This window comes from Alteromonas lipotrueae (assembly GCF_019249215.1).
GTDB lineage: Bacteria > Pseudomonadota > Gammaproteobacteria > Enterobacterales > Alteromonadaceae > Alteromonas > Alteromonas lipotrueae.
This window is the reverse complement of record NZ_JAESDI010000001.1, coordinates 349,342-371,702: the sequence shown is the minus strand read 5'-3', so window position 1 is coordinate 371,702 and position 22,361 is coordinate 349,342. Positions and strand designations below refer to the sequence as shown.

The 22,361-nt window shown below is 43.7% G+C and carries 22 protein-coding genes; 17 read left to right on the top strand and 5 right to left on the bottom strand.

Annotated elements, in window-relative coordinates; all coding sequences use genetic code 11:
- Positions 1-283: 283 nt before the first annotated feature.
- Positions 284-589, bottom strand: coding sequence for a DUF3301 domain-containing protein (locus tag JKP82_RS01645; RefSeq protein ID WP_013785197.1), 306 nt, complete (start codon positions 587-589; stop codon positions 284-286).
- A complete protein-coding gene (locus JKP82_RS01640; protein WP_159529210.1) occupies positions 586-1,638 on the bottom strand; it encodes a DUF3549 family protein in 1,053 nt (350 codons plus the stop codon). Before JKP82_RS01640 ends, JKP82_RS01645 begins: the two co-directional genes overlap by 4 nt.
- A gap of 168 nt (positions 1,639-1,806) precedes the next feature.
- On the opposite strand from JKP82_RS01640, the gene JKP82_RS01635 reads away from it, so the two are divergent.
- The 3 genes from JKP82_RS01635 to JKP82_RS01625 all read left to right on the top strand — a co-directional run bounded on the left by JKP82_RS01635 (position 1,807) and on the right by JKP82_RS01625 (position 3,431).
- On the top strand, positions 1,807-2,124 hold the full coding sequence (locus JKP82_RS01635) for a YqcC family protein (protein ID WP_159529212.1): 318 nt from the start codon (positions 1,807-1,809) through the stop codon (positions 2,122-2,124).
- Positions 2,125-2,127: 3 nt separating this feature from the next.
- Positions 2,128-2,913, top strand: coding sequence for a tRNA pseudouridine(65) synthase TruC (gene truC, locus JKP82_RS01630; protein WP_159529214.1), 786 nt, complete (start codon positions 2,128-2,130; stop codon positions 2,911-2,913).
- A gap of 68 nt (positions 2,914-2,981) precedes the next feature.
- On the top strand, positions 2,982-3,431 hold the full coding sequence (locus JKP82_RS01625) for a flavodoxin (RefSeq protein WP_159529216.1): 450 nt from the start codon (positions 2,982-2,984) through the stop codon (positions 3,429-3,431).
- Between the two features lie 86 nt (positions 3,432-3,517).
- On the opposite strand, the gene dapD is transcribed toward JKP82_RS01625, so the two are convergent.
- From dapD to map, 3 genes are all read right to left on the bottom strand, one after another.
- Positions 3,518-4,342 (bottom strand): 2,3,4,5-tetrahydropyridine-2,6-dicarboxylate N-succinyltransferase, encoded by an 825-nt coding sequence (gene dapD / locus JKP82_RS01620; protein WP_013785192.1) that lies wholly within the window; start codon positions 4,340-4,342, stop codon positions 3,518-3,520.
- Positions 4,339-6,990 (bottom strand): [protein-PII] uridylyltransferase, encoded by a 2,652-nt coding sequence (glnD, locus tag JKP82_RS01615; RefSeq protein WP_218395544.1) that lies wholly within the window; start codon positions 6,988-6,990, stop codon positions 4,339-4,341. The genes dapD and glnD overlap by 4 nt, the downstream gene beginning before the upstream one ends.
- A gap of 424 nt (positions 6,991-7,414) precedes the next feature.
- Positions 7,415-8,209, bottom strand: a complete 795-nt coding sequence (gene map, locus JKP82_RS01610) for a type I methionyl aminopeptidase (RefSeq protein ID WP_218395543.1) — start codon at positions 8,207-8,209, stop codon at positions 7,415-7,417.
- Positions 8,210-8,570: 361 nt separating this feature from the next.
- On the opposite strand from map, the gene rpsB reads away from it, so the two are divergent.
- The 14 genes from rpsB to rnhB all read left to right on the top strand — a co-directional run bounded on the left by rpsB (position 8,571) and on the right by rnhB (position 22,359).
- Entirely contained in the window at positions 8,571-9,302 is a 732-nt protein-coding gene (gene rpsB / locus JKP82_RS01605) for a 30S ribosomal protein S2 (protein WP_013785189.1), read from the top strand.
- A gap of 123 nt (positions 9,303-9,425) precedes the next feature.
- The gene (tsf, locus tag JKP82_RS01600) at positions 9,426-10,298 is read left to right on the top strand and encodes a translation elongation factor Ts (protein WP_013785188.1); all 873 of its coding nucleotides are present in this window, start codon (positions 9,426-9,428) and stop codon (positions 10,296-10,298) included.
- A gap of 241 nt (positions 10,299-10,539) precedes the next feature.
- Complete coding sequence (gene pyrH / locus JKP82_RS01595) at positions 10,540-11,277, top strand: UMP kinase (RefSeq protein WP_013785187.1); 738 nt, start codon at positions 10,540-10,542, stop codon at positions 11,275-11,277.
- 22 nt (positions 11,278-11,299) lie between these two features.
- Complete coding sequence (gene frr / locus JKP82_RS01590) at positions 11,300-11,857, top strand: ribosome recycling factor (RefSeq protein ID WP_013785186.1); 558 nt, start codon at positions 11,300-11,302, stop codon at positions 11,855-11,857.
- A gap of 8 nt (positions 11,858-11,865) precedes the next feature.
- Positions 11,866-12,648: a polyprenyl diphosphate synthase gene (gene uppS / locus JKP82_RS01585; protein WP_159529224.1), complete on the top strand. Its 783-nt coding sequence runs from the start codon at positions 11,866-11,868 to the stop codon at positions 12,646-12,648.
- A gap of 54 nt (positions 12,649-12,702) precedes the next feature.
- Positions 12,703-13,566, top strand: a complete 864-nt coding sequence (locus JKP82_RS01580; RefSeq protein WP_159529226.1) for a phosphatidate cytidylyltransferase — start codon at positions 12,703-12,705, stop codon at positions 13,564-13,566.
- Positions 13,566-14,753 carry a 1-deoxy-D-xylulose-5-phosphate reductoisomerase gene (gene ispC / locus JKP82_RS01575; RefSeq protein ID WP_159529228.1) on the top strand — a complete coding sequence of 396 codons (1,188 nt, stop codon included), beginning with the start codon at positions 13,566-13,568 and terminating at the stop codon, positions 14,751-14,753. The genes JKP82_RS01580 and ispC overlap by 1 nt, the downstream gene beginning before the upstream one ends.
- The gene (gene rseP, locus JKP82_RS01570; RefSeq protein WP_218395541.1) at positions 14,747-16,099 is read left to right on the top strand and encodes a sigma E protease regulator RseP; all 1,353 of its coding nucleotides are present in this window, start codon (positions 14,747-14,749) and stop codon (positions 16,097-16,099) included. Before ispC ends, rseP begins: the two co-directional genes overlap by 7 nt.
- 58 nt (positions 16,100-16,157) lie before the next feature.
- Entirely contained in the window at positions 16,158-18,635 is a 2,478-nt protein-coding gene (gene bamA, locus JKP82_RS01565) for an outer membrane protein assembly factor BamA (RefSeq protein ID WP_218395539.1), read from the top strand.
- A gap of 56 nt (positions 18,636-18,691) precedes the next feature.
- On the top strand, positions 18,692-19,207 hold the full coding sequence (locus JKP82_RS01560) for an OmpH family outer membrane protein (protein WP_159529234.1): 516 nt from the start codon (positions 18,692-18,694) through the stop codon (positions 19,205-19,207).
- Between the two features lie 174 nt (positions 19,208-19,381).
- A complete protein-coding gene (gene fabZ, locus JKP82_RS01555) occupies positions 19,382-19,831 on the top strand; it encodes a 3-hydroxyacyl-ACP dehydratase FabZ (RefSeq protein ID WP_159529236.1) in 450 nt (149 codons plus the stop codon).
- Between the two features lies 1 nt (position 19,832).
- Positions 19,833-20,603: an acyl-ACP--UDP-N-acetylglucosamine O-acyltransferase gene (lpxA, locus tag JKP82_RS01550; RefSeq protein WP_159529238.1), complete on the top strand. Its 771-nt coding sequence runs from the start codon at positions 19,833-19,835 to the stop codon at positions 20,601-20,603.
- Between the two features lie 39 nt (positions 20,604-20,642).
- Positions 20,643-21,791 carry a lipid-A-disaccharide synthase gene (lpxB, locus tag JKP82_RS01545; protein WP_218395538.1) on the top strand — a complete coding sequence of 383 codons (1,149 nt, stop codon included), beginning with the start codon at positions 20,643-20,645 and terminating at the stop codon, positions 21,789-21,791.
- Positions 21,784-22,359 (top strand): ribonuclease HII, encoded by a 576-nt coding sequence (gene rnhB, locus JKP82_RS01540; RefSeq protein ID WP_159529242.1) that lies wholly within the window; start codon positions 21,784-21,786, stop codon positions 22,357-22,359. The genes lpxB and rnhB overlap by 8 nt, the downstream gene beginning before the upstream one ends.
- Positions 22,360-22,361: the final 2 nt, after the last annotated feature.

The window sequence follows — 22,361 nt, the reverse complement described above, 5'->3', positions numbered from 1 at the left end:
ATGGAAAGGGATTTACGCAAGGATGGGTAACTCGCACGGGAACACGCGAGAGAAGATGGAAAGGGGCGTATATGGATTTTAATCGGGAAGATTTTAGTCGCAAAGGAACGCAGAGAGGGAAACTCAAAATTCCAGGAAAAGGGGTAGCAGAGAGGCTACCCCTTTTTTTGCTTAATTTTTAGCGTTACCACTAAAAACGTTAATTTTGTTAGCACCTATTCCTGTTCGGCACAGTCATCTTGTTTATATCTATTTTCATAGCGAGCTAACAAGCCCGATAAAGCTAATTTACCCTGTGAGGTGGTAAGGTCGTTCTAATAATATGTTTACCCACCAATTCTACTTCTCCGCTGTATCTGTCTTCACCATTTCCTGAAAATTCAAACACAAAAATGTTATGCCAATCAGGCTTACTGTAGTTGAAAGTAATGCGGGTTTTGGCTCTGGCAATGCTGAGCAGTTGCAGTTGATTATTTTTGCAATACTGGCGCAAGTAACTATCGGTAAATTCGGAAATACTTCGTATGCGCCAAAACTGAAAGGCGACAAAGCCTAAGCCTAACCATAAGGTTAATTCAAGAAGTGTCATTCATTACCCCTAGTTTGTGAAAACAGCGTGCCAATTGCGCTGGCCAGTAAGTCACTGCGTTCTGGGGTTCTTAGTATGCCTAGTACTAATTCACGTAACTGGGGTACTTGAACAAGATCAGAGAAGAAGCCGCGGAATACGTCGCCATTATAGTTTTCTTGGTTATCGACCTCGGCAACCGCTTCAAAAAATAGCAGCAGTAATTTCTCGTCCATTTGCTGAAAATGGCGGGCAGCAATAACACTTAATATATCTAATCGGTTCAATTTCTTAGCTTCAAAGTGAGACACTAATTGCGTATATATAGTGTCGTTTTTGGTCTCACAAGACAAACCCCGTAGCGCGGCTAAACTTATTTCATCACCGTCTAACACTGAAAGCATGCATTGGTTAAGCCGCTCAGATACGTTCGCAACTTCGGCCATTTCCATAAAAGCCCGTTGAAATGGTTCGGCAAAAAGTGAAAAGTTACGCAGCACACTGTCTTGCACTTCTTGAGCGTTTTCCATTGAGTCTAATCTAATGACCACATCCGCAATTGCCTGTAAGGGAATGGTTTGCCAGTCAGCCACCTGCGGCGCTTTCACGTAGGCGATAACATACTGTGCGCTGACGCTAATTGGCTGATTCAGCTTCGCGCGAACCAGTGCATTAAATTGCGCAAGTAATGACTGCGCGGGCACAAATGAATAAGGATTATCTGGCAATGTGTTAGCCGCTTCAGAATCATCAGAAATTGATTGGCCTAGTGCATCGACAATAATTTGCAGAAAATGGTTTCTTGAAGCCGCTACCACTAATCCCTGCTCGTCTAGAGGGAGTTTGATAAACCAAATATAGTGCTGATTTGAGCTATTTTTATTCCAAAAAACAATGCCGAACCACGCATGTTGCTGGCGAGGGAAGGGCGCAACAGTTGAGCCATTCTCAATATCCAAAAACGCCTGATTGTCTAAAGCGGTAAGTCTTCGACCCATATCAAAAACAATATATTCTGTACCTGCATGCAATAAAAATTCGCTGATAGAGTTAATACTGTTTGCGTTCATTTCAGGCGTTCTCACTTCATAAAACTGATTTTAGGGCGCAAAGTTTAGCATATTTTAGTTGCCGACAGGCAAAGGCATTGTTCTTTTAAAGGTGCGAGCGGAATGAGTGCTGCCTCTGGTATACTGCCGTCCAGATCTATACGGCAAACCTTAAACCATGTAATGACTATGAAGTTAATAGAAGAATTCGAGTATCATTTAAATACGCTAGAAACAGCGATGCGCCAAACTAAAACGTGGCCGAACAAATCACCTAGCAAGGCGCAATTAGCCAGTACTGCCCCTTTTGCTATTGATACCCTGTCTTTTTTCGAATGGCTGGCGTATGTTTTTGTGCCTAAATGTCATTACTTAATAGCGATGGGTCAGCTACCAGGGAAGATGGCAATTTCCCCTGCGGCGCAGATGTATGTGCCAAACTGCCCCGAATCTATCTTAGTTTCGTTGCTTACTCTTGATAAACTAACCGAACCTAATAAGAAGTAAATCATGCCTGAAGAATTATCGGTTAGCCCGAGTGAAAAGGCTGGCAGCAATAGTGTGCAGCCATACCCGCCGCTTAATATTTTATATCAAGATGAGCATATCGTGGCCGTTGATAAACCGCCGGGTTTATTAGTGCACAGAAGTCCTATCGACAGGCATGAAACTCGCTTCGCCGTGCAGACATTAAGGGATCAGCTCAACAAGCACGTATTTCCCGCTCACCGACTAGATAGGCCCACATCCGGTGTACTATTGTTTAGTTTTGACAGTAAAACAGCGGCGCTGCTTGGCCAGCAGTTGATGAATAAGCAGGTGCAAAAGCAGTATCACGCTATTGTTCGTGGTTATGTTAAACATTCAGGGCTCATCGATTATGCGCTCAAATATCGTTACGATAAAATTGCCGATAAACATAAGCGCCCGCAGCAGGCACCTCAGCAAGCCACAACGGTATACGAAAGTTTAGCGAACTATGAATTACCTTTCGCCGTAGGTAAATATGAAACCGCCCGCTATTCATTAGTAAAACTTTTGCCCTCGACAGGACGCAAACATCAATTGCGTCGTCATATGGTACATATTAGGCACCCTATCTTGGGAGATACCACCCACGGAGACGGAAAACAGAACAAATTTTTGCAAACACACTTTAGTTTTCAGAATTTGGCCTTAAGTTGTACGCAGATGGGTTTTTATCACCCGATAACCGGAAAGTGGCTATCGGTGTCTGTTAGAATGCATTCAGAAATGCAACGAGTGTTAGATGCGTGGCAAGAATATCAGGTTTAAGGTTTGGGCTAGAAAGTGTGATGCTTAAACGGGAAACCCACACGATTTGAAAAGATAATGAGGAAGTAATGGCGACATTAAAAATTTTTGCAGGTACCGTGTATGGCAATGCGCAACATGTAGCAGAGCAAGTTGAAGAAAATCTTGCAGAGCAAGGTGTAGATTGCGAGCTTGAGAGCGATCCTTCAGTAAGCGACTTTACCGATGCCGACGCTATCTTATTGATTACTTCTACGACTGGCCAAGGCGATGTTCCACCAAACTTAGAATTTGTCTTCTCTGATTTGAAAGACGAGTTTCCATTGCTAAACGACAAGCCTTTTGCTGTTGCAGCGTTAGGTGATAGTAGTTATGGAGAAAGCTTCTGTGGAGCCGGTCGTCAATTCAATGAATTATTGTTAGAGCTGCAAGGTAAAGCGGTAGCCGACATGCTGGAAGTTGATGCCCTAGAGACCCTTGAACCTGAAACCATGGTTATTGAGTGGGTTAACGGTATTAAATCGCAGTTAGGTGTGTAACGGGGTTCGACACAAATCTCGAAAAATAAAAAAAGGGCGCTAAGCGCCCTTTTTTAATAGAAATCTATGAATACAAAAATACAGACTTATTCAACACCACGTAGTAGGGCATTAATACCTACTTTTGCACGAGTTTTAGCATCTACTTTCTTCACGATAATGGCAGCATATAGGCTGTACTTTCCGTCTGGGCTTGGCATGTTACCTGAAACTACTACAGAGCCCGCCGGTACGCGGCCATAATGTACTTCGCCGGTTTCACGGTCGTAAATACGGGTGCTTTGGCTAATGTAAACGCCCATGGAAATAACCGCACCTTCTTCAACAATAACGCCTTCAACAATTTCAGAGCGTGCGCCAATAAAGCAGTTATCTTCAATAATAGTAGGGTTTGCTTGAAGTGGCTCTAGCACACCACCAATGCCAACACCACCAGATAAGTGAACATTCTTACCGATTTGTGCGCAAGAACCTACGGTTGCCCATGTATCTACCATGGTGCCTTCGTCAACGAATGCACCAATGTTAACATATGAAGGCATAACAACCGCATTTTTACCCACGAAGGTACCGGTACGGACTGCCGCAGGAGGCACGATACGCGCACCGTCATTAGCAAATTGTTCAGCAGTATAGTTGCTGTATTTCAATGGTACTTTGTCGTAGTAACGGCTTTCAGCGCCTTCAATAACATCGTTGTTGTGTAGGCGGAAGAAAAGTAAAACGGCTTTCTTTAACCACTGATGAACAACCCATTCGCCCGCGATTTTTTCAGCTACACGCGCTTTTCCGCTATTAAGCAATGCAATAGCATCGGCAACGGCTTGTTTCACTTCTGCTGGGGCAGAAGAAGGGCTAATGTTGTCGCGGTTTTCGAAGGCGTCTTCAATAATGGCTTTCAATTCATTCATGGTATCGTGATATCTTCAAGTTGATCGAGTTTAAACAAGATACGCTTTTTCAAGCTTACTTGTTGTTCTTGGGTTAATGCTTTGCCAGCATCATTACTGACAATAAATATATCTTCTGCGCGCTCGCCGATAGTAGCAATTTTAGCCAGCTTTAAAGTGACATTAGTATCAACAAAAGCATGACCAATTTTAGCTAATATGCCTGGTGCGTCTAGTGCTTCTAACTCAATGAGTGTCGCTTCATCGCTCACACCGAAAAAGCGTACCTTAGTAGGCACGTCTAACTGCTTCATTTGCCGTGGTAGTTTACGCTTATTTTCGTGAGAACGGCCTGGTTTTTCAAGTTGGGTGCTAATCGCTTTTTCTAGCGATTGAATACGGGACTCTGACGATAGCCTCGCGCCATCATTTTCAAGCACCAACATACTGTCAAACACATAGCCATCGCGCGTTACGGTAACATGGGCATCGTGAATAGAGCAATTACGGCTGTCTAATACGGAAGCCACTTGTGCAAATAGGGCTTTTCTATCTTTACCGAAAAGAAAAATTTCCGTGCCGCCTTTTGCACTGTTGTCATTCGCTTTAACTAGAAGCTGGTGGCTATCTGGTGTTAGCCAATCATCCTGAGCTTTAACGATTTCTTCGGTATGCCATGCAATTTGGGTGGGCTTGAATCGTACAAAATAGTCATCATCTAACCGTGCCCATAATCCATCAATCGATTCAGAGTTAACCCCGCGTTCGTGCAGAATTTGTTGCGCTTGATATTTGTGAGTAGTGACTCGCTCACTTAATGTAACTTGGCATTGTAACCCGTTATCTAATGCTTTTTGCGTCATTAAATAAAGCTCCCTAAGGAGAGAGGCTTTCCAATCGTTCCACAAATTATCGTTGGTTGCCCGAATGTCTGCAAGGGTAAGTGTATACAGTAAGTTCAAGTGGTTGTGGCTTCTTACCGCGCCAGCAAATTCATTGATAACGTCTGGATCGTAAATATCTCTGCGCTGTGCCACTACCGACATCAGTAGGTGGTTTTCCACTAGCCAGCTTATCATAGCCGCGTCGTTTGCCGGTACGTCATGTTGTTCACAGAACTTGGCAACATCAACAGCGCCTAGCGTGGAATGGTCACCATTACGCCCTTTGGCGATATCGTGAAATATAGCGGCAATATACAATACTTCTGGTTTGTCTAAATTACGACAGATGCGGCCACAGCGTGGGAAATCTTTGTTCTCTTTCGAGAAAAAGTAATTCACGTGTTTCACTAAGCGGTGCGTATGTTCATCCACTGTGTAGGCGTGAAACAAATCAAATTGCATCATCCCTACAATGGCATCCCACTCAGGTAAGTAAGCTTGTAAAATGCCGTACTGATGCATAATGTCCCAACCAAATTTAAAAAAGTCGGGTTGTTTAAGCAAGATCATGAGCTTTTCACGGCATGCGGGGCGTTCAACAAAGTAAGCATTTTCAAAAGCGCGATGTGCGTTTCTTATTTGGCGAATACAGGTGGTGCTCAAGCCTTGAACTTCAGGGGTGTTAGTGACTACATTTAAAAAGTCTAGAATAGCCTCTGGCGAAGGAAATGCATTTTCATGGCGAGGCGAAATCATATTATCGAGTAATTCGAAATCTTCGTTAATAATCGCGCTACGCTGAACACTCTGATTAAGCATGTCATACTTGAACCGTTGCAAAAGCATTTGGTTCAATTCAGAAACTCGGGCGACAGTGCGGAAGAAGTCGCGCATCATTTTCTCAACTGAGCATTTTCCTTCTTCCCCATACCCCATCATGGTGGCTACATCAGGTTGGTAATCAAAAAGAAGGCGGTTTTCACTTCGCCCAGCAACGAGATGTAAAGCACAGCGCATTTTCCACAAATGCATTCTACAGGTAATTAATTCGCTGTGTTCTTGCTCGGTAAAGTAGCCGTGACCCACGAGGTTCCAGCCGTCATATTCTTTAAAGTGTTTTTTCGCTACCCAACCAATGGATTGAATATCCCGTAAACAGCCAGGGTTTTCTTTGATATTGGGTTCAAGGTTGTACGCGGTGCCGTTAAATTTAGCGTGACGTCGCTTTTGTTCATCGTACTTCGCGGAGAAGAACGCTTTGCTCGTCCAAGAATTTCGTCCGTTAACTTCATCCCACAGCTTTTCAAAAATAGATTCGCTGCCGCAAAGCAGTCGACTTTCTACTAGGTTAGTAGCAATGGAAATGTCATCTTTGGCGAGGCTGACAGTTTCTTTAATAGTACGCACCGACTGACCCACATCAAGCTTAATATCCCAAAGCAGTGTAATGAAGCGACTCACTTTTTCTTGGGTGGCGGGCTTAAGAGTGCGTTTGCTGACTATCAGCAAATCGATGTCGGAATAAGGTTGAAGGTGTCCCCGTCCATAGCCACCCACTGCGCACAACGAAAGTTCGCTTTCATTGTCTAAACCGTAGAGGTGCCACAAGTGACACAACAGGGCGTCCACGAATTGGGCACGCCCCGTGACAAGTTGGTTAACAGGAATACTATCGAATGACGCTTTTATCCATGCGTAGCTATCTTCCACACACGACTTGATGGCAACTAAGTCGTCAACCGACGTTATTTGATCAATATTTTTTATTAGGGATTGCAGCGTCAAATTACACCTTCTATGCGTACAGCTTTTTGAACACAACGAACCTTATCACGAAATGAAACGAAATCGCAGTGCCGATTATCTGCATATTCAAGGTTATATTGTGAATAAATATACAAAAATGTTATAGGTATGCTGCGAGTGTAAAATGAAATATACCAACGCTAATTTCAAAACAGCTCATGCGATAGATAGGAATAGCGAAGCCGATAAGTGAAAAAACAACGGTGGTAAATAGTATGAAGTCGTTTTCGTATAAAACTCGTATTACACATAAGGCTATCGGTAAACGAAAGAAAGTGAAGGAGTAGAAAATATATAGCAACCAAACAAAGTTTACGCTGCTATATATTTAAACATACGCGATACAAGCACTATATAAAAGGTGCTTATCGAACCGGAAAAGTATTTATCAGGGTGTGAAAAGTTAACTGTGTGAAATGATGCGAGGAAGGTCCTCTTCATCACGTAAAGTTAAAACTTCTACACCGTCTTCAGTAACCAGCAAGGTATGTTCCCATTGTGCACTTAAACTTCTGTCTTTGGTTACCACTGTCCACTGATCAGGAAGAATTTTTGAGTAACGCTTACCAGCATTCACCATAGGTTCAATGGTGAAGCACATGCCCGCTTCAAGTACATCGCCAGTGCCAGGCTTACCGTAATGCACGATTTGTGGCTCTTCGTGGAAGCTAGCACCAATACCATGGCCACAGTACTCACGAACGATTGAATAGTTATGCGCTTCAGCATGGGTTTGGCAAATATGACCAATATCGCCCAATGTCATGCCTGGCTTAACTTCTTTTATTGCTTCATATAAACATTCTTGCGTGATGCGAGTTAAACGTTCAGCCAATATTGCAGGTTTACCAACAATGAACATCTTTGAGGTATCGCCATGATAGCCATCTTTAATTACGGTTACATCGATATTAATAACGTCACCATCTTTCAATTTTTTGTCCGATGGAATGCCATGGCAAATACAATGGTTTACAGACGTACAAATTGATTTAGGGAACGGGGGGTGACCATAGTTTAATGGTGCAGGAATAGCTTGCTGCTCATTAACAATGTAATCATGACATATCGTATTTAACTCATCTGTAGTTACACCCTTTTTTACATAGGGACCAATCATAGTGAGTACATCGGCTGCTAGTTTTCCAGCAACACGCATTTTTTCGATTTCTTCAGAGGTCTTAATAATAGCTGACACAGCGTCTCTCTATTCGTTTATTTAGGCCGTTACGCTACCACTTGTAAAATAGGCAGGGGTTAACGTGCAGAATGTATCTATATAAGTATATTTTAGCCATTAGGATTGAATGTGTATAGGGGCAGTCTTAAAGAATGCAAGTAATGGCTAAACTGGCGGTAAAACTTGAGTGGATAAGCTTAATATGGTATAAAGCGCGCGCCCTGACGGAATGCCCTTAAAAGCATGTGGTCAAAAGGGTAAATTAAATTTAATTAAAACACACATATACCAACACTGCGTATCGGGGTGTTCTACTTATTTACTTAGGTGGGATCGATACAATGGGTATATGGAGGCCTAACCCCGAGAGGAAATTAAAATGGCAAATGTTTCAATGCGTGACATGCTGAAAGCCGGTGTGCATTTCGGTCACCAAACTCGTTACTGGAACCCTAAGATGAAACCATACATCTTTGGCGCACGTAACAAAGTTCATATCATCAACCTTGAAAAAACAGTTCCACTTTTCAACAACGCTCTTAACTACCTATCAAGCGTAGCATCTAAGAAAGGGAAAATCCTTTTCGTAGGTACTAAGCGCGCTGCTGGCGATGCGGTAAAAGATGCAGCTGTTAAATGTGACCAGTTTTACGTTAACAAGCGTTGGTTAGGTGGTATGTTGACTAACTGGAAAACAGTTCGTCAGTCAATCAAGCGTTTGAAAGAACTTGAGCAAAAAAGCCAAGACGGTACTTTCGAAAAGCTGACCAAAAAAGAAGCCCTAATGCTTCAGCGTGAAATGGAAAAGCTTGAAAACAGCCTTGGCGGAATCAAAGATATGGGCGGCTTACCAGACGCTATCTTTGTTGTCGATGCAGACCACGAGCACATTGCTATCACAGAAGCACGTAACCTGGGTATTCCAGTTGTTGGTGTTGTGGATACTAACTCTAACCCAGATGGTGTTGATTACATCATTCCTGGTAACGACGATGCAATCCGCGCAGTTCAACTATACTTGGATGCCGCTGCTAACGCTGTAATTTCTGGTCGCGAAAGCAACCTTGAAGCACAAGCTGAGCAAGACGACTTCGTAGAAGCAGCAGAGTAATTCTGTTCGCTTTACTGTCATATCAAAAGCATATGATAGTGCAACAATACGAAACGTATTGAGAGGGGCGATAACGCCCCTTTTACCTAACCGAATTTATATTTATTGCTGAGGAATTGAAAAATGGCAGTGACTGCAGCACTAGTTAAAGAACTGCGCGAGCGTACAGGCGCAGGTATGCTGGATTGTAAGAAAGCCCTGGTTGAAACGGATGGTGACATTGAGCTAGCCATTGAAAACATGCGTAAATCAGGCCAAGCGAAAGCAGCTAAAAAAGCAGGCCGTATCGCAGCTGAAGGTGTAATCCTTACTAAAGTTCAAGACGGTCGCGCGACTATGCTTGAAATTAACTGTGAAACAGATTTCGTAGCACGTGACGAAGGTTTCCTTAAGTTTGGTAACGAGTTGCTAGAAATAGCAGCAGCGAACAACATCAACGATATCGACACGTTGAATGCGTCTGAACTTAACGGTGCTAAAGTAAGCGACGTTCGTGACACATTAGTGGCGAAAATCGGTGAAAACATCTCTCCTCGTCGCGTTATCAACGTTGAAGGCGATACACTAGGTGCATACGTGCACGGCGGTCGTATCGGCGTAATCTCAATTCTTACTGGTGGCAGCGAAGAGTTGGCTAAAGACATTGCAATGCACGTTGCAGCGGCTAGCCCTCAGTTCGTTAAGCCTGAAAATGTTCCAGCTGAAGTTGTTGAGAAAGAGAAAGAAATCCAAATCGGTATTGCAATGCAGTCTGGTAAGCCAGCTGATATCGCAGAGAAGATGGTTGCAGGCCGCATGAAGAAGTTTACTGGTGAAGTAAGCTTAACTGGTCAGCCTTTCGTTAAAGATCCTTCAATCAGCGTTGCTGAGTTGCTTAAAAACAACTCTGCTGATGTTGTTAACTTCGTACGTTTCGAAGTTGGTGAAGGTATCGAGAAGAAAACTGAAGACTTTGCAGCAGAAGTTGCAGCACAAATGGAAGCGGCCAAGAAATAATTGGGCGTTTATCTTTTGCATTGTGTTAATGTCAGATAAACTACAAGGCACCTCTTCGGAGGTGCTTTTTTATAGCTACTACCCGCGGGTTACGGTTTTGCTAAGGTAAGGTAGAGTGCAAAACGGTAAAATCTTTAAACGCTTACGAAAGCATTTTGTCCTATTCTTTTTACCTGCAAAAGCAGTGTGTAAATAATAGAAAAGCATAAGACAAAATGGGTTTACGAGGACATATCGAATAATGAGTATCACACCGAAATCAGCATATCGACGCATTCTGTTAAAGCTAAGTGGCGAAGCCCTTATGGGTGAAGAAGGCTTTGGCATCGATCCTAAAGTACTTGACCGTATGGCCCAAGAAATCAAAGAACTTGTTGAACTAGGTGTTCAAGTAGGCTTGGTTATTGGTGGCGGTAACTTGTTCCGCGGCGAAGGGCTTGCAAAAGCTGGCATGAACCGCGTTGTAGGCGACCACATGGGTATGCTTGCTACCGTAATGAACGGCTTAGCCATGCGTGATGCACTGCATCGTGCCTTTGTTAATGCGCGTATGATGTCAGCTATACCTTTAAATGGCGTGTGCGATGCTTACAACTGGGCAGAAGCGATTAGTTTATTAAAATCTGGCCGTGTGGTTATTTTTTCAGCGGGTACAGGTAATCCTTTCTTCACCACAGATTCAGCCGCGTGTCTTCGCGGTATTGAAATTGAAGCCGATGCCGTGCTAAAAGCCACGAAAGTTGATGGTGTTTATAGCGATGACCCAGTTAAAAATCCAGATGCTACTTTATATGATCAACTGTCTTATCAAGAAGTACTCGAGAAAGAATTAAAAGTGATGGACCTGTCAGCGTTCACACTTGCTAGAGATCACAGCCTACCTATCCGTGTATTTAATATGAACGAAGCAGGTTGTTTGAAACGTGTTGTTATGGGTGAGCAAGTTGGCACCCTAATTTGTCACGCTGACAATAGTTAATTAAGAAAATAGGAAATATAACGTGATTGATGAAATTGAATTAGATGCGCAAGAGCGTATGGATAAAAGCATCAGTGCACTTAAAGGCCAGTTTAGCAAAATTCGCACAGGCCGTGCTCATCCAAGCTTATTAGATGGCATTATGGTACCTTACTACGGTACAGACACACCGCTTAAGCAAGTAGCTAACGTCATTGCGGAAGATAGCCGTACATTGGCACTGACTGTGTTTGATAAAAGTGCTATTCAAGCTGTTGAAAAAGCAATTATGCAGGCAGATTTGGGATTAAACCCAATGAGCGCGGGTGGTTCTATTCGAATTCCACTTCCGCCGCTTACCGAAGAGCGTCGAAAAGACCTTATTCGTGTGGTGCGTAATGAAGCAGAAAACGGCCGAGTTTCAATTCGAAATATCCGCCGCGATGCTAACAGCGACGTCAAAGAATTACTTAAAGAGAAAGAAATCAGCGAAGATGAAAGCCGCGCAGCGGAAGAAAATATTCAGTCTTTAACGAATGACTTCATTAAGAAAGTTGACGGCATGCTTGCTGTTAAAGAAAAAGAACTGATGGAAGTGTAACAAGTATTATGATTGGGAAGCGGTCAAACGCAGCCAAAACGACTGATACAGTAGGGCCAGCATCCGTTGCTGGCCCTAAACATGTCGCCATTATTATGGATGGCAATGGTCGTTGGGCGCAAAAGAAAGGGAAAATTCGTACCTTCGGGCACAAGGCAGGTGTTGAGTCTGTTCGAGCAGTGGTACGCTTTGCTCGTCAAACTGGCATTGAGTCTTTAACCTTGTTCGCTTTTTCAAGTGAAAATTGGAAGCGTCCCGAAGAAGAAGTCAGTGTATTGATGGAACTGTTCAATTTAGTGTTAAACAGTGAAGCCAAACGACTCCATAAAAATGGCGTTCGCTTAAAAGTAATAGGCGATTTAAGTGCTTTTGATAGCAAGTTGGTTGCAAAAATCCGCAAAGCGGAAGATATGACTTCTGGTAATAACGATCTTGTTCTTAATATCGCTGCCAATTACGGTGGCAGATGGGACATTGTTAATGCCGCAAAAGAAGTAGCTGAAAAAGTAAAGCAAGGCGAAATGTCGCTTCAAGACATTGATGAGGCAGTTTTTAATCAACATACCTCTACAGCGAGCCTTCCTGAACTTGATCTTCTCATACGCACGGGTGGTGAACACCGAATCAGCAACTTTTTATTATGGCAGTGTGCGTACGCCGAATTATATTTTACCGATGTACTATGGCCAGACTTCAATGAAGATGTTTTTCAATTAGCCGTAGATGATTTTAATGTTCGCCAACGACGGTTCGGTCTTACCGGTGAACAAATTGATACTGCCAGCAGCTAACTCTATGCAGGCAGGTATCAGGGCAGGCCTGAGCACAGGAGCCGAGAGCCAATTATGCTAAAACAAAGAATAATAACAGCGTTAATTCTCGCGCCTTTGGCGCTATTTTCCATACTTTTTCTGCCTATCTTCTGGTTTGAAATTGCGATTTCCGGTGTGGTTGCGATAGGGGCTTACGAATGGGCTAATATGTCCGGTATTTGTGAGCGCCCTAAAAAAATACTCTTCATGGCAGCAGCATTCGCTATCTGCATCAGCTTATCCTTAATTGTTGATACCAGTGTTATTTGGTATCAAGGTCAACTTCACGATTTATATCACGGAATTTTAGGTATAGCAGTGGTGTGGTGGATAGTTTCTCTTTTCATGGTGCTGGCATACCCAAAATACACCAAGTTTTGGCGTGAAAGCCGCAGTGTGCGCACCGTGTTCGGCTTACTTACCTTAATTCCAACTTGGGTGGCGGTTATTGCCCTTCGCACCAGTCTGCACGATGTAGACCCCTTTTATGGTGCATCACTTATTTTCTACGTTTTAGGTATCGTGTGGGCAGCAGATATAGGCGCTTTCTTCGTAGGCGTTAAATTTGGTCGCCACAAGTTACGTCCTAATGTTTCTCCAGGTAAAAGTTTAGAAGGTCTTATAGGTGGCATTGCAGCTTCATTTGCCATTATTGCTTTTGCTGCATTGCACTATCAGGTTGAGCCTTCCCGCATTTGGTTGCACCTCATTATCGGCGGCGTTACCGTGGCGGTTTCAGCATTAGGTGACCTTAACGAAAGTATGCTAAAACGCTGTGCGGGTATTAAAGATAGTGGAAAAATCTTGCCTGGACACGGCGGAGTGCTTGACAGAATCGATAGCTTAACTGCTGCATTTCCGGTCTTTGCGTTCTGCTATGTAACGTGGATGGCGTGATGCAAACCGTTACCGTTTTAGGGGCAACCGGCTCTATTGGTTGTAATACCCTCGATGTTATTAATCGTCATCCTGAAAAATACCGCACCTTTGCCATTACTGGCAATGGTCAGCTTGAATTACTTATGCAGCAAGCGCAGAAGTGCTCGCCTCGATTCGTGGTGGTTGCTGATGAAGCTAGGTACAAAGAGGCTTGCACGCTAGCGACAGAATACAATATCACCGCCGAAATACTCTGTGGCGCTAAAGCTTTAGAAGACGTGTCTTGTGCAGCCGAAGTCGATACTGTGATGGCGGCCATAGTGGGGGCGGCAGGTTTGCTACCTACATTAGCGGCTGTGAAAGCGGGTAAAAAGGTATTATTAGCAAATAAAGAAGCGCTAGTGATGTCTGGTGCATTATTTATTGACGCTGCAACACAAAGCGGCGCTGAAATTTTACCTATAGACAGTGAGCATAACGCTATCTTTCAATGTCTCCCTCAAGGTTATGAGTATGGCGAATTGGAGAAGGCGGGTATTAGCAAGATTTTGCTAACAGGCTCAGGGGGGCCTTTCAGAGAACGTGAATTAGGTTCCTTTAATGCTATTACGATTGATGAAGCGAGCAGCCACCCTAATTGGTCTATGGGGCGTAAAATCACGATAGATTCGGCCACTATGATGAACAAAGGGCTTGAGTTTATTGAGGCCTGTTGGTTATTTGGTGCATCGCCAGACGACATTCAAGTGGTGGTCCACCCACAAAGTTTTATTCATTCGATGGTGCAGTATGTAGACGGTTCGGTTATAGCGCAGCTGGGTAACCCAGATATGCGCACACCAATTGCTTATGGTCTTGCCTACCCATCTCGCATTGATGCTGGTGTTAAGCCATTAGATTTTTCTGATATGGCTAATTTTAGTTTTGAAACGCCGTGTTTCACGCGCTATCCAAATTTAAAACTCGCCATTGATGCATGTAGAGAAGGGCAGGCAGCTACCACCCGTTTAAATGCTGCAAATGAAATAGCGGTGGCCTCTTTTCTAGAGGGGAAAATAGGGTTTACGGATATTGCAGTAGTCAATGAAGAAACCCTAAACAAAATGGAACCAGTAACCGTTTCATCTATCCAACAAATCCTTGAACAGGATACTGCCGCCCGCACGGTAGCAGACCAAGTCATTAGAGGTAAGTTCACGTGTTAGGATTTTTATGGAGCTTAGGTGCATTTATAGTCGCGTTAGGTATTTTAGTCGCGGTACATGAGTGGGGACACTTCTATATAGCGCGGCGTTGTGGCGTGCAAGTAGAGCGTTTTTCTATTGGTTTTGGCAAGCCGCTTTGGCGTAGAACCAGTAAAACAGGCACCGAGTATGTGATTGCTATGATCCCGCTCGGTGGCTACGTACGCATGCTTGATGGACGAATTGACGACGTACCCCCAGAGCTAGAACATAAGGCGTTTAACCATAAGCCGGTATTACAGCGCATGTCTATTATTTTTGCTGGCCCTGGCGTGAATTTTATCTTTGCTGTTTTTGCGTTGTGGTTGATGTACTTAGTTGGGCTTCAAACAGTAAAGCCTGTTATTGGCAATATTGAACCTGGAAGTATTGCAGCCCAAGCAGGTGTTGTTAAGGGTGATGAAGTCATTAAGGTAGGAAGTCGTAGCACCCCAGATTGGGAAGCAGTGAACCTTGAAGTGGTTTCTTACATTGGTCAAGAATCGGCCCGAGTTACTGTATTAACCCAAGATAAAAAAGAAAAAGAAGTAACATTTACACTTGAGGGTTGGAACTTTGACCCTGATAGCGAGTCTCCTTTAAGCAGTCTAGGAATAACCCCTTTTCGTCCTAATCCAACGTTAGAAGTGGGTTTTGTTGGAGAAGGAAGTGCAGCACAAGAGGCTGGTTTGCAGGCAGGTGATAAATTACTCGCGTTAAATGGCGATGAATTAACCACGTGGCAGGCCTTAGTTGATGTGATTGTTGAAAGCCCTGGAGATTCGGTTGTATTGTCGATTGAAAGGGATGGACAACCCCAGCAACTGCGTGCAACGATAGCGCGCCGCGATACACCAGAAGGGCAAACTGGGTATTTAGGGGTAAGCCCAACGTTTGAAGCTTGGCCTGAAGGGTATGTGTTTACCCATCAATATGGCATAGTAGAGGCAGTTGGAAGAGCGTTAGATAAAACGTGGCGCTTAATGACACTCAGTGTTGAGATGATAGGCAAATTAGTCACCGGCGATGTTTCGGTGAAAAATTTAAGTGGGCCTATATCCATCGCTCAAGGAGCAGGAACCAGTGCCGGTTACGGCTTGGCTTACTTTTTGAGCTTTCTTGCCTTAATTAGTGTGAATTTAGGCATAATTAATTTACTACCCTTGCCCATGCTAGATGGTGGTCACCTGATGTTTTACATCGTGGAATGGCTTACCGGCAAGCCTGTGCCTGATGCGGTACAGGAGTGGGGTTACAGAATCGGTGGCGTGCTTCTGTTTATGATAATGGGTATCGCTATTATGAACGATATTGCTCGCATAGCCTGATGAAAGTCAGGAAACATAAAACAGCTAACATAAAACGCGGCCAGGAAAAGAAAAATAGATGAAGTTAAAACAGTTAGTAGCAGCCGGAGCCATTTTTTCCAGTGCTAGCTTTGCCAATGCTGCGGCGCAGAATAGTGAATTCGTTGTAGAAGATATTCGAGTAGAAGGTCTACAGCGGGTAGCACTAGGTGCAGCCTTAACCTATTTGCCAGTTCAGGTTGGTGATGAGCTAAATACCTTTCGGGTAACTCAGCTTATCCGTTCTCTGTACTCATCAACGCATTTCGAAAACGTCGAAATTCTGCGTGACGGCAACACATTGGTAGTACGCGTAGCCGAACGCCCCACAATAAGTAATATTATTTTTGAGGGCAACGATGATATTAAAGATGAGCAGCTCCAAGAAAGCTTAGACGGCAATGGCGTACGATTAGGTGAGCCCTTAGATAAGACCGTTCTAACGTCGATTGAAAATGGCTTGAAAGATTTCTTTTACAGCATTGGTAAATATAACGCTGATGTAACAGCGATTATTACGCCGCTTCCTCGAAATCGTGTCGATTTGAAATTACTTTTCGAAGAAGGTGATGCGGCTAAAATTCAACAAATCAACATCGTTGGTAACGAGATTTTTACTGACGCAGAGTTGATGGATCAGTTTGAGTTGCAGTTCGATACTCCGTGGTGGGATTTCTTGTCAGAAACCCGCTATCAGCAACAAACGTTGCAAGGTGATATGGAATCACTACGTAATCACTATTTAGATCGTGGTTACCTTCGCTTCAATGTGGATTCTACACAAGTATCCATGACCCCTGAAAAGTCGGGTATTTACGTTGCAATGAACGTAAGTGAAGGCGAGCAATACACTATCTCTGAAGTCGAGCTGGTGGGTGATGTGCTGGGTCATGAAGACTATATTCAGCGTGTATTACCACTAACGCCAGGTGAGCTTTATAACCAAGCCGAAGTCACTTACACAGAAGAATTTATCAGTAAGTACCTTGGCCGATTTGGTTACGCTTATCCAACAGTGACCACGGTACCAAACATTAACGATGAAGATAAAACGGTGAAACTGACCTTGTCAGTAGACCCGGGCAAACGTATTTACGTTAAGCGTATTAAGTTCAACGGTAACGTTGTTACTGCTGATAACGTTTTACGTCAGAACGTAAGCCAAATGGAAGGTACATGGTTATCAAATAACTTACTTGAATCTTCCAAGAACCAATTGTCACGTTTGACGTATATGGAAGAGGTTGAATTTGAAACCATCAGAATTCCAGGCCAAGATGACCAAGTAGACGTCAACTTCAACGTTAAAGAGCAGCCTTCTGGTTCATTCAACGCCGGTATTGGGTACGGCGATCAAACTAAGTTAAGCCTTCAAGCGGGTATTCAACAAGATAACTTCTTGGGTACCGGTAAGCGCGTGGGTTTAAACTTAAGTACGGTTTCTTATCAACGTTCGGCGCAAATTACCTATAACGACCCTTACTTTACTATCGACGGTATCAGTTTAGGTGGTTCGTTAGGATATAGTGAATTTGACGGCTCAGACTTTAACGTTATCCAATATAACTCCAAGCAGTGGTCTGTAGGTGCGAATATCGGGTACCCGATAAACGAATTTAACCGAATCAACTTCGGGCTGACGTACAGTAACGTAGAGCTCTATAACCGTGGTTATTATGAGCAAACGGAGCAGTTTTATAACCAGTTCCTTGATGGCGATGATCCTGATGCGCCCATTAAATACCATAGCTATCTTGCCAGCGTAAGTTGGAGTCGTAGTACATTAAACCGCGGTTTATTCCCTACAGCAGGCTCGTCACAGCGTGCCTCATTTAGTATTACTACACCTAATTCTGATGTGAATTATTTCAAAACCTTGTTCGATGGAAAGTGGTATTTCCCACTGTCTAGAAATCAGCGCTGGTCAGTACTTGCCAGAATTAGAATGGGTTACGGTAACGGCTATGGTGATGTAAATGGTAATGAGCAGATATTGCCGTTCACCGAAAACTTCACCGCTGGTGGCTCGGATTCACTTCGTGGGTTTGAGAATAACACCGTAGGTCCGCGTGGTATCATTCGCTCACCAAGTGGCTCTTTAACAGGTCCTGATGGTGAAGTTTATCCAACAGACCCTATTGATGATGTGATTACATTATCTAGTCGCAGTCTTGGTGGTAACGCAATGGCACTAGGTGGTCTTGAGTTAATTGTTCCCACACCTTTTGTGGAAGCAGATATGGACAACTCGGTAAGAACCAGTCTATTTGTGGATGTGGGCAACGTGTGGGATACTGAGTTCGATTACGACCAATTCAAAGATTTTGATCAGTCTAGCACTCAGTATGGTTCGTTAATGGACTATTCTGACTGGACGCTGTATCGTAGTTCCGCTGGTATTTCGGTACAATGGATTTCACCAATGGGACCGATGGTATTCAGCTTCTCAAGAGCGATCCAAGAACGTGATGGTGATGATGCTAAATTCTTCACCTTTAATATCGGTCAGACATTCTAAAATATTAAACGGGGCCCTAGGCACCCAGATAAAGAGATGGATAAAAGGAGTTCCTTTTGAAACAGTTGGTTAAACATATTGTTGCAGGTGCAATGCTTGGTAGCGCACTAGTTAGTACTTCAGTAATGGCAGAACAAAAAATTGCTGTTGTTGACGTTCAGGGTATTTTTCAGGCTATGCCTCAAGCTGCTGAAATCCAAAACGCCATTCAAATGGAGTTTAAAGACCGTATCGAAGAAGTGAATCAACTTCAGCGTGATGGTCAGTTCTTTGCAGAACGTCTACAACGGGATGCAGCAACAATGAGCGCTCAAGAAAAGAAAGAACTTGAGCAAAAAATGTTGGCTGTACGTGAAGAGTTAGCAGAAAAAGCACAACCGCTTAAGCAAAACATTCAGCGTCGTAGCAACGAAGAACAAAACAAATTATTCAGCCTTATCAAGCAAGCAATTGATTCAGTTGCCGCTAAACAAGGTTATGACATTGTACTTAACGCAACGGCAACGCCTTTCGTAAAAGAACAATACGACATGTCAGAGCAAGTATTAGAGCAGGTTAGCAAAGTAAACTAAGGCAGTAATGCTTACAATTTTTCGCTAATTTCATCAGACCAACGCCCGAAAGGGGTTGGTCTGATTTGTTTTTTGCGCCTAACAGCGTATGGTTGCCGCCGTTTTAGTAATTTACGGCGAGTTTGTGACCATGAAACAGTTTTTAGGTCATGCTTGCACTATAGGAGATAGTTTTTGACCACTTCACTCAATACCATAGAAATCCAGGAAATTCTGTCGTTACTTCCTCACAGATACCCGTTCCTGTTGGTTGATCGAGTAACAGACTACGTTCTGGGTGAATCAATTAAAGCATATAAGAATATCACTTTTAATGAGCCTTGCTTTACAGGCCATTTCCCAGGCCGCCCGATATTTCCAGGTGTGCTTATTTTAGAAGCCATGGCACAAGCTGCTGGCGTTCTTGGTTTTAAGACCATGGGTAAAAGTGATAAATTGTATCTATATGCAGGAATTGACAACGCACGATTTAAACGTCCCGTTGTCCCTGGTGATAAATTAGAATTCGACATCGCTTTAGTAAAAGAAAGACGCGGCATTTGGAAATTCAAAGGCGTAGCGACTGTTGATGGCGAAAATGTTTGTGTTGCAGAATTTATGTGTGCAATAAGAGAGATAGCGTAACGTGATCCATCCTACTGCGGTAATTTCAGATAAAGCATCTATTGGCGAAAACGTCACCATTGGTCCATTTTGCGTGGTTGATGACGACGTGACAATTGGCGATGGATGCGTATTGAAGTCTCATGTGGTCGTTCGCGGCACCACCCGCATTGGCAAAAATAACACCTTCTATCAATTTTCATCAATTGGTGAAGACTGCCAAGATAAAAAATATGCCGGTGAACCCACTAAGCTTATTATCGGTGACGACAACGAGTTCCGTGAAGGGGTGACTGTTCACCGTGGCACTATACAAGATAACAGTGAAACGATTATTGGCTCTCGCTGCTTGTTTATGGTGAATTCACATGTTGCCCACGATTGTGTACTGGGTAATGATATTATTTTAGCCAATAACGTTGCTGTGGCAGGACATGTTCACATTGATGACTTCGTTATTGTGGGCGGTGCAGTAGGTATTCATCAGTTCTGTAAAGTTGGCGCTCACGCTTTCTTAGGCGCTGGCGGTATTATTCTTCGTGATACACCTCCTTTTGTGATGGTCAGCGGTACTAAGAATATACCTCAAGGCATTAACTCTGAAGGTTTGCGCCGCCGTGGTTTTGAGAAAGATGAGATTGCTGCGATTAAGCGGGCCTACAAAGTTATTTACCGTGAAGGTAACACGGTGGCTGAGGCGGTTGACATCCTTTTTTCACAAGAAGCAAGTTCTAGTGGTGTTGCACTCATGACTGAGTTTTTAAAGAACGCAGAGCGCGGTATCATTAGATAAATGAGCTGTTAACATGAGCCCGTTAAAAAGAGCGATAAGATGAGTAAACCTTTGCGTATTGCAATGGTGGCAGGCGAGCCATCTGGTGATGTGCTTGCTGCTGGCATGGTTGGTGAGTTAAAACGCTTATACCCTGATGCAATTATTGAAGGGATAGGCGGACCTAACATGCAGGCTCAAGGTTTTCATAGCCTGTTCGATATGGAAACGCTTTCGGTGATGGGGTTAGTTGAAGTACTGTCCCATCTACCCGCTATTTTAAAAGTCAAAAAAGCGCTGCTCGCGCATTTCTCTGCGAACCCGCCTGATATTTTTGTTGGTATAGACGCCCCAGATTTTAACCTGCGGGTAGAAAAAGAACTTAAATCCAAAGGTGTTAAAACCATTCATTACGTTAGCCCAACTATTTGGGCATGGCGTGAAAAACGGGTGCATAAAATTGCTAAGGCCGCAGGCCGCGTGTTGGGTTTGTTTCCTTTCGAGCAGCAGGTTTATGATAAATATGATGTGCCCTATACCTTCGTCGGTCACACCATGGCCGATGGTATAGCTTTAACGCCTGACCAACAAGCCTCGCGCAATACACTTAATCTACCTATCGAAAAATCGGTGTTAGCTGTACTACCCGGTTCTCGTCGTGGTGAGGTAGATACACTCCTCCCTATTTTTATCGACACCATGGAAAAGATTGCGGCGCAACGACCAGATATTGAATTTGTCATTCCCGCTGCCAATACGCATCGCCTTGAACAAATTAAGAGTATGTTGAAAGAGGCGAACAATGCCATTGAAAGACTGCCTATTCATGTTACTGAGGGGACGTCTCGAGACGCCATGATTGCCAGTGATGTTATATTGCTTGCCTCGGGTACGGCTACCCTTGAAGCCATGTTGTGCAAACGCTCAATGGTAGTGGCGTATAAATTGTCGCCAATAACTTATAGAATTATGCAGCGTTTGTACAAAGCGCCTTTTTTCGCCTTACCCAATTTGTTGGCCAACGAAGCGTTAGTGCCAGAACTGCTCCAAGAAGACGTCAACCCAGATACATTAAGCCAGCATGCCCTTACTTATTTCGACAGTGACAACACTGACTTAATTTCCCGTTTCACCGACCTCCACCATACGCTAAAATGCAATGCTGATAAAACAGCAGCACAAGCTGTAGTGGAGGAATTGTTTGCATAAGTTAATAGCCGGCGTAGATGAAGTTGGTAGAGGCCCACTTGTTGGGGATGTGGTAACCGCCGCCGTTATACTCGACCCAGCCAACCCCATAGTAGGGTTAACCGACTCTAAAAAGCTCAGCGAAAAAAAACGCATTGCGTTAGCGTCAGAAATAAAAGCGAAAGCACTTTACTGGCATATCGGGCGGGCCACCCCAGAAGAAATCGACACCCTTAATATTCTCCATGCTACCATGTTAGCCATGAAGCGTGCTGTCGAAGGCTTAGCGGTAACGCCAGACTTTGTTCGTGTTGATGGCAATCGCTTGCCTGATTGGCCTTATGCTGCAGAAGCTGTGGTTAAAGGCGATAGCTTACACGCTGAAATTTCTGCCGCCTCCATCATTGCCAAAGTAGAGCGAGACAACGACATGCTTGCACTTGATGAATTGCATCCTGAATATGGTTTTGCTGGCCATAAGGGTTACCCTACAAAAGCGCATTTTGAAGCACTCGCCATCCATGGCGTGATTGATGGTTATCGCAAAAGCTTTAAACCAGTTAAGGCACTACTACAAGAGATTCAATAATT